General features: G+C 57.8%; 7 protein-coding genes and 1 pseudogene. 4 read left to right on the top strand and 4 right to left on the bottom strand.

Going from position 1 to position 6,611, the window contains the following annotated elements; all coding sequences use genetic code 11:
• Positions 1–160 precede the first annotated feature (160 nt).
• Positions 161–394 (bottom strand): annotated as a pseudogene (locus AQS8620_RS12795) (transposase); the annotation flags it as partial.
• A gap of 558 nt (positions 395–952) precedes the next feature.
• On the opposite strand from AQS8620_RS12795, the gene AQS8620_RS16920 reads away from it, so the two are divergent.
• The 4 genes from AQS8620_RS16920 to AQS8620_RS12770 all read left to right on the top strand — a co-directional run bounded on the left by AQS8620_RS16920 (position 953) and on the right by AQS8620_RS12770 (position 3,146).
• On the top strand, positions 953–1,459 hold the full coding sequence (locus tag AQS8620_RS16920) for a hypothetical protein (RefSeq protein WP_143267520.1): 507 nt from the start codon (positions 953–955) through the stop codon (positions 1,457–1,459).
• Positions 1,460–1,512: 53 nt separating this feature from the next.
• On the top strand, positions 1,513–2,106 hold the full coding sequence (locus AQS8620_RS12780) for a hypothetical protein (protein ID WP_085837289.1): 594 nt from the start codon (positions 1,513–1,515) through the stop codon (positions 2,104–2,106).
• Between the two features lie 58 nt (positions 2,107–2,164).
• The gene (locus tag AQS8620_RS12775) at positions 2,165–2,431 is read left to right on the top strand and encodes a hypothetical protein (protein WP_085837288.1); all 267 of its coding nucleotides are present in this window, start codon (positions 2,165–2,167) and stop codon (positions 2,429–2,431) included.
• Positions 2,432–2,867: 436 nt separating this feature from the next.
• A complete protein-coding gene (locus AQS8620_RS12770) occupies positions 2,868–3,146 on the top strand; it encodes a hypothetical protein (RefSeq protein WP_085837287.1) in 279 nt (92 codons plus the stop codon).
• A 299-nt stretch (positions 3,147–3,445) separates the two neighbouring features.
• On the opposite strand, the gene guaB is transcribed toward AQS8620_RS12770, so the two are convergent.
• The 3 genes from guaB to AQS8620_RS12755 form a co-directional block, all read right to left on the bottom strand.
• Positions 3,446–4,897: an IMP dehydrogenase gene (gene guaB, locus AQS8620_RS12765; RefSeq protein WP_085837286.1), complete on the bottom strand. Its 1,452-nt coding sequence runs from the start codon at positions 4,895–4,897 to the stop codon at positions 3,446–3,448.
• 143 nt (positions 4,898–5,040) lie between these two features.
• Complete coding sequence (locus AQS8620_RS12760; protein ID WP_234990484.1) at positions 5,041–5,421, bottom strand: chemotaxis protein CheD; 381 nt, start codon at positions 5,419–5,421, stop codon at positions 5,041–5,043.
• A gap of 133 nt (positions 5,422–5,554) precedes the next feature.
• On the bottom strand, positions 5,555–6,601 hold the full coding sequence (locus AQS8620_RS12755) for a protein-glutamate methylesterase/protein-glutamine glutaminase (RefSeq protein WP_085837285.1): 1,047 nt from the start codon (positions 6,599–6,601) through the stop codon (positions 5,555–5,557).
• Positions 6,602–6,611: the final 10 nt, after the last annotated feature.

Here is a 6,611-nt window from a genome sequence, read left to right as displayed (position 1 = left end):
CACAACCGCGACGTCACCACTCTCAAGTGCGCATCAGCCCATGTGCCACGTTTTTTAACGGGGTCCAGCCCACCAATAAGCCATCGGCAACTGCCCTTCGGCGTCAGTGTAGCACAGGCTGTTTCTACCGCGCACAGGCGGGCGTCGGCCCAGAATGGTTTTTTAGGATGTCGCGCTCCGCCGTGACCCGGGCCAGCTCTTTCTTGAGACGGCGAACTTCGGCATCCTGATCCGTCTGCCTCTGCGGCTTCGAAAATTGCGCCATCCAAGTGTAGAGAGATTTGGTGCTCACCCCGAGCCGTTCGGCGACCTCCTTGACCGAATAACCCCGCTCCGTGACCTGCGCCACCGCATCGATCTTGAACTCATCCGAGTAGCGAATTTGCCTTGACATTTGCATCGTCCTTTGCTTCCAAAATTATCAAGCAAAGCGTCTACAAATCTAGGGGCACCTCATCTTTGGTTTTAGCGTATATGCAAGACGGCGGTTACATTGCTGACTGGGGTTCTGCGGGTGAGGCCAATCGTCATGACTACTTTGTCGAGCTCAACAACGGTCGGACAGCTATCATCGAATTGAAGGGGTGTCTTGACGGCAACAACACAAACATATTCCAACGACCTCCGCACGTCGATGAGTTTATCGTATGGAGTGTGTGCAGCAATCCAGGTGCCGCCCCTAGACACAACGTCTGGTCCGGCATTCACACACGCCTCAGTGCGGAGATGATAGACCGCAACCAGCGCATAGACGGCTTGGTTGTATGGGACTGGATCTGCGGAACGACCGCAAGACCCTGCCCCAAGCTGCGCGGTGCTGAGGATCGCCTAACAGACATCGGCCCTTATCGACTGCCCCCACCCTGCATCTACCTTTTCCCTGGCACCGTGCCCAGCGTTCGCAACAACCCCGATCCTCGCGTCAACACGCTCGGCGACGTGGGTATACTGGATGCTATGCATCGTTGCTTTGGGGGTGAAGATGCTGAAGTTAATAGCGTCGGAATTGAGGTCGCACATCGCGGCGTCGAAACAGTCAGAACAACAACAATTCGAAGGGATGGTGTCGTGCAAAAGACTACTGACCCGACGCCTATTAGACGATCATAGCGAATTATTCAGTCGAATACTAAAAAATCCTGATTTCATTTTGAATCAGGAATCCCTTCTCTATTTCCACTGTATCGGAGTGACACAGCGCCCGATGCACACTGAAAATGGAGAAGAACAAATGACGGAAAAAACAATCTTCAAGCTACATCTTTGCGATGATCAAGAACACGTCCGCGAAGACTGCGACTTTGTGCGTAGCGAAACGGATCAACTCGAAATCGCACGGATGGACGAAACTGAGATCGCGGAACCAGCGTTTCTCTTGAGTAGGCTTAGCGTTCGGATCGAAACTCTGCTTGAGAAAAAGCGGTTAGAAACAGCCAGGCTCTACGGCGACATTCAATAATCAGAAACCACAAAGATCTCCGCCTCCCCGCCGGGCGGTTACGGAGACTAAACATGACTACACAATACGAAGATGATAAAATAATTGATGCTGTTTATGTCGAAAAAGACTGGCGCGAAATTGAGCTCGGACGGCTTGCTGCATTGCCGGGCGCGACTTTCGCAAGCACATTTGTCAAAGCGATATATGATTATGCCCGCGAAGATTTGTCAAACCGCGGCAACTACTACGGCTGGACAGAGCGCGATCGCGAAGCGCATTGGCCGACGGCTTTGACTAATGGTTACAAAATATATTCGGGCAACAAGCTTGCGGCAGGCTTCGATGACACGCCGACGCCAGAGCAGATAAAGACCGCTCAGTTGCGCTCCAAACAATTTTTGGACGGATGGAAGTTCATGACCGGCAACGACATGAAAGGCGGCCTACTGTTTGCACATGCTCGAATTGAAATCGGAAAGGGTGTTTCGGAAAATTTCAGGGACGCAGCAAAGGAGTTGAGAGATGAGGGCGTAACAGCTTTCGTCGATAAGCAACTGCAGCGCGGCTACATGCTGTCTCACGCAGAACGTGACCATCGAGATATGCATCAGGGGCGAGCGATAGCGCCGGTTAAAACGGCGCGTCAAAAACAGCGGGTGAGATGACCCTCGCAAATATGACAGCTCTTCGATATGAGAGCCGTCAAAATTGTGAGGATAGATTGTGGCAGATGATGAATTTGAGACTGCGTTCAAGCAATTGGGCGCGGCTGTTGATGTTTTTGCGGGCCCGATTGAGAAGAGCCCTCTGGCGCAGAGTGCGGTGCATATCGAGCGCCAGGACGGGGCTGACTATGTGCTTGTGAACCGGGACGTGTTCGAGGCTGTAGAAGCTAAGGCAGCGGCTTGGGATGAGGCTCACCGCGACGGCGATGCTGAAGTATCTGCAGAGGCAGAGCTGCTTGGGATGCTGAGTGAGCGCAAGCACTGAAATTGCCGAGGGCGGATCTTGAGACCCGCCCTCTTGCTTCCGGACCGGAGCGAACCCGGTGCCTGCCCTCCGCGCGGGGCATCCTCTTTGCAGTCAAGTGAGTCCGTGTTGACAAAATCGGCCGGACACGAACCCAACGCTTGAGGCGCTGGCGGTCATCGCCGAGGCGTGCCGCAGTTGAGACGAACACCAAAATTCAGGGTCGCAGGTAATGTGAGCCGGGGTATCAGTAGATCCCCGGCCCTGTCGTTTGCCAGCATCATCCGGTCATGAACCCGGCGATCGGCTGACTGAAAACCCCGCTGTTGCGCTTCGCCGAGAGGCGTGCGGGGTGTGTTGAATAGGAGATGTGTCCCAGCACGCCATTTCGTGCGCATTCCCAATTTTTTTTGATCGGCTCCGGGGACTAATTCCTTTTCAGAAAAAGGAGTCTGGCATGAGCGCAACAACGATCACGGATCAGGAGATCGAAAAAATACACGAGGCGCTCAGTGATGCATGGAGCGAGTATTCTGAGTGGATGCAGATCGCAGATGCCGCCGCCGAGGACGGCAAGGAGTTCCCGTTCTACATCTCCGGAACCAAGCGGCGCAGAGATCGGATGCACGGTGCCCGGGGGCTCATGCATAAGCTGAGGTGGGCCCTTGACGAGATGTCTGCATACCAGGAACTTCAGCATGTCGCGACGAGGTCTCGAGGGAATGCTGATGTTTGACTGACATGACACGCAACACATACGGCCGCCTGGTCGCCGCTGCCCACAAATACAACCGCACTCGCCGACCAGGAATTTTCCTGAAGCTGGCCGTCTGGCGATTACGTCGGATTGATCCGCGTAATCCGGCGTTGAAGGATGCATCAGTTGACGGGCAAGGCTATCTCAACCTGCATCAGTCCAGCAACTGATGCAATGTCCAGTTCAGGGTATGTTCCGTCCCGTTCACGGTGCGCTCCGACAAAAAAGCCGGAGCGATTTCCCGCCCCGGCCTCCGTAACGCACTGAAATATATAACTTTACCCGATCCTGTAGTTCGGCGATTCCCGGGTGATCTGCACATCGTGGACATGGCTTTCCTTGAGGCCCGCGTTGGTGATGCGCACAAAATTACAATTCTTGCGCATCTGCGCCACGGTCGCATTGCCCGTATAGCCCATCGAGGCCCGCAGACCGCCGACCAGCTGATGCAACACGGTGCCAGCCGGACCTTTATAGGCTACCTGCCCCTCGATGCCCTCGGGCACGAGTTTGTCGGAGGCGGCGTCTTTTTGGAAGTAGCGATCCGCGGATCCGCGCGCCATCGCGCCCAGCGACCCCATGCCCCGATAGGCTTTGAACGAGCGACCCTGATAGAGGATCACCTCCCCCGGGGATTCATCCGTGCCCGCGATCATCGAACCGACCATGGCCACAGAGGCCCCCGCCGCGATGGCCTTGGAAAAATCGCCCGAGAACTTGATCCCGCCATCGGCAATCACCGGAATGTCTTTGGCGGCTTTGGCGCAATCCATGATCGCCGTCAGCTGCGGCACGCCCACGCCTGCCACCATCCGCGTGGTACAGATCGACCCGGGGCCGATGCCGACCTTGACCGCATCCGCACCAGCACCGATCAGCGCTTTGGTCGCCTCGCCCGTGGCGACGTTGCCCGCGATGATCTGAACCTTATCGCCAAAAGCGACTTTGGCACGTTCGACGGCTTCAAGCACCCCTTGCGAGTGGCCATGCGCCGTGTCGATGACGATGATATCCACCTCGGCATCCACCAGCGCCGAGGACCGCTCGAACCCCGCATCCCCCACGCCCGTTGCAGCCGCCACGCGCAGACGGCCAAGGCCATCCTTGCAGGCAGAGGGATTCAGCACGGCGGTTTCTGTGTCTTTGAGCGTCAGCAGACCGGTCAGATGGCCGCTCGCATCCGTCACCAGCAGCTTCTCGATGCGGCGCGCTTTCATCAGGGAAATCGCCTCATCGCGGTCCGCCGGCTCGTGCAGAATCGCCAGATTGTCAGCCGTCATCACCACCGAAACCGGCGTGTCGTCGGAGGTCGCAAAGCGCATGTCGCGGTTGGTCACGATCCCGACCACGCGACGATTGGCGTCCACCACCGGAAAGCCGGTGAAATTATAGCGCTCGGCCAGCGCGCGTGCATCGGCGATGGTCTGATCGGCGCGCAGGGTCACGGGATTGTACACAATGCCGGACTCAAACCGTTTGACGCGGCGCACCTCGATGGATTGCCGCTCGATGTCGAGGTTTTTGTGGATCACCCCGATGCCGCCCGCCTGCGCCATCGCAATGGCCATACGCGCCTCCGTCACCGTGTCCATCGCGGACGACATGAGCGGAATGTTCAATTTGATCGATTGGGTCACCCAAGTGGATGTATCTGCCGTGGACGGCAAAACGCTGGACGCAGCGGGAACCAGCAATACATCGTCGAAGGTGAGAGCCTCGCGAATCTCCATCGGGTGTCTCCTTTGGGTGATCGATTTGGCACGTCCCTATTACATGGAAACGGGAGGCTGAAAAGCCAAATATGCCCCAGCCCGAAATTGAACGCCCGATGGTTTGTGCAGGCCACAGCCAATCTGCCCCCCAGCGCCGCGGATCAGAACAGTTCGACCTCATTGGCCGGAAGAACCACCGCCGCGACCGCGCGGATCGGTGCGTCAGAGACGTATTTTTGCCGCGCCTTGCCTTCATAGGGCACGAATTCAACCCGCCGTGCATGCGTCCCGCCCAGACTTTTACCCTCGCAAGGGATATTTTCGCGCTCGAGATAATCAAGCACAAACCGCCCGTTGAGCGTGCCGGCATCGGTCAGACCGCGATACATCTGCGCGCCGCCAAAAACCTTGGCGCGCAAACGGTCGCGATTGGCCCCGTGCCGGATCAGCGCATTGATCAACAGCTCCATGGCATTCGCTCCGTAGGAACTGACACCTTTGGTCGCATCGCCGCCCCCCTCCGGGAGAAGGAAATGATTCATGCCGCCGATCTGCTTTTGCGGGTCCCACAGACAAGTGGCGACACAACTCCCTAGAATCGTTGAAATAACGATGCCTGGTCGATCACCGACCGCGAATTCCCCTTGGGTGATGTAGCAAGATTGCATCGGACGATTATCCCCCATGCGCCGCGCTCCGTGGCGCGGTGGCCGCCAGGGCCAAAATGCGGTCCCCCATATCCTCGAGATCGACCCATTCGCTGACACCGCCCATTTCCCCGGCAACGCGGGGCATGCCAAAGACGACGCAGCTGTCTTTCGATTGCCCTAGGGTCACAGCCCCTGCGTCGCGCAACGCGGTCAAGCCGTCGGCACCGTCACGTCCCATGCCCGTCAAGATTGCCGCAACCACGCGCGGCGCGTGCGACAGGGCCGAGCGAAACATCACATCCACCGACGGGCGATGCCCCGACACCGGCGGCGATTGCAGCAAGCGGGTTACGGGCGTGCCTTCCGGTCCAAGTTCCAGATGGAAATCGCCCCCCGGCGCCAGGACCACCTCGCCTGCGCGCAGGGGCCGTCCGTTTTCGGCCAAAGTGACATGCGGTTTCACAATCGGGTCCAGCCGCGCCGCAAAACTCGCCAAGAACGGGGCCGGCATATGCTGGGTGATCATTGTCGGCGGGCAATCCGCAGGAAAGCGGGATAGAATCCGCTCGATCGCGTCCACAGCACCGGTCGAGCCGCCGATCAGGCAGATTTTTTGATAGGTCTGCCCCGACTGCACCCGCGCGACATGCGGCGTAACGGCTGCATCTTTCACCCGGGCATTGGCGGCAACGCAAATCGCTTCGATGAGCTTCTCGAAGGTGTCTTGCGCATTGCCATACCGCGGCTTTTCGATGCATTCCACCGCGCCGAGCGCCAAGGCCTCGACGGCGGCAGCGCTTCCCTGACGCGTCAGGGTCGATATCATGACAACCGGCATCGGGCGATGACGCATCAACCGTTCGAGAAATTCCAGCCCGCTCATATTGGGCATCTCGATATCCAGCGTCATCACGTCCGGCGCGTGAAGATTGACCGCATCACGCGCCTCACGGGCATCGCTGGCTTCGGCCACCACGTCAATGCGTGGGTCGGCGCTGATCGCCGTGCGGATCAATTTTCGCATCGTCGCTGAATCATCGACGATCAGAACACGGATCTTTTTCAAACTCATACTCCCGCTT

Origin of the sequence: Aquimixticola soesokkakensis (assembly GCF_900172375.1) — a bacterium.
Lineage (GTDB): Bacteria > Pseudomonadota > Alphaproteobacteria > Rhodobacterales > Rhodobacteraceae > Aquimixticola > Aquimixticola soesokkakensis.
Note: the sequence above shows the minus strand (reverse complement) of the source record. Positions and strands in the feature narration are given on the sequence as shown.

Excerpts from the sequence above, each read along its gene's own strand:
- AQS8620_RS12770 (WP_085837287.1), top strand. The coding sequence starts at position 2,868 with ATGAGCGCAACAACGATCACGGATCAGGAGATCGAAAAAATACACGAG.
- AQS8620_RS16920 (WP_143267520.1), top strand. The coding sequence starts at position 953 with ATGCTATGCATCGTTGCTTTGGGGGTGAAGATGCTGAAGTTAATAGCG.
- AQS8620_RS12780 (WP_085837289.1), top strand. The coding sequence starts at position 1,513 with ATGACTACACAATACGAAGATGATAAAATAATTGATGCTGTTTATGTC.
- guaB (WP_085837286.1), bottom strand. The coding sequence starts at position 4,897 with ATGGAGATTCGCGAGGCTCTCACCTTCGACGATGTATTGCTGGTTCCC.
- AQS8620_RS12760 (WP_234990484.1), bottom strand. The coding sequence starts at position 5,421 with ATGAATCATTTCCTTCTCCCGGAGGGGGGCGGCGATGCGACCAAAGGT.
- AQS8620_RS12755 (WP_085837285.1), bottom strand. The coding sequence starts at position 6,601 with ATGAGTTTGAAAAAGATCCGTGTTCTGATCGTCGATGATTCAGCGACG.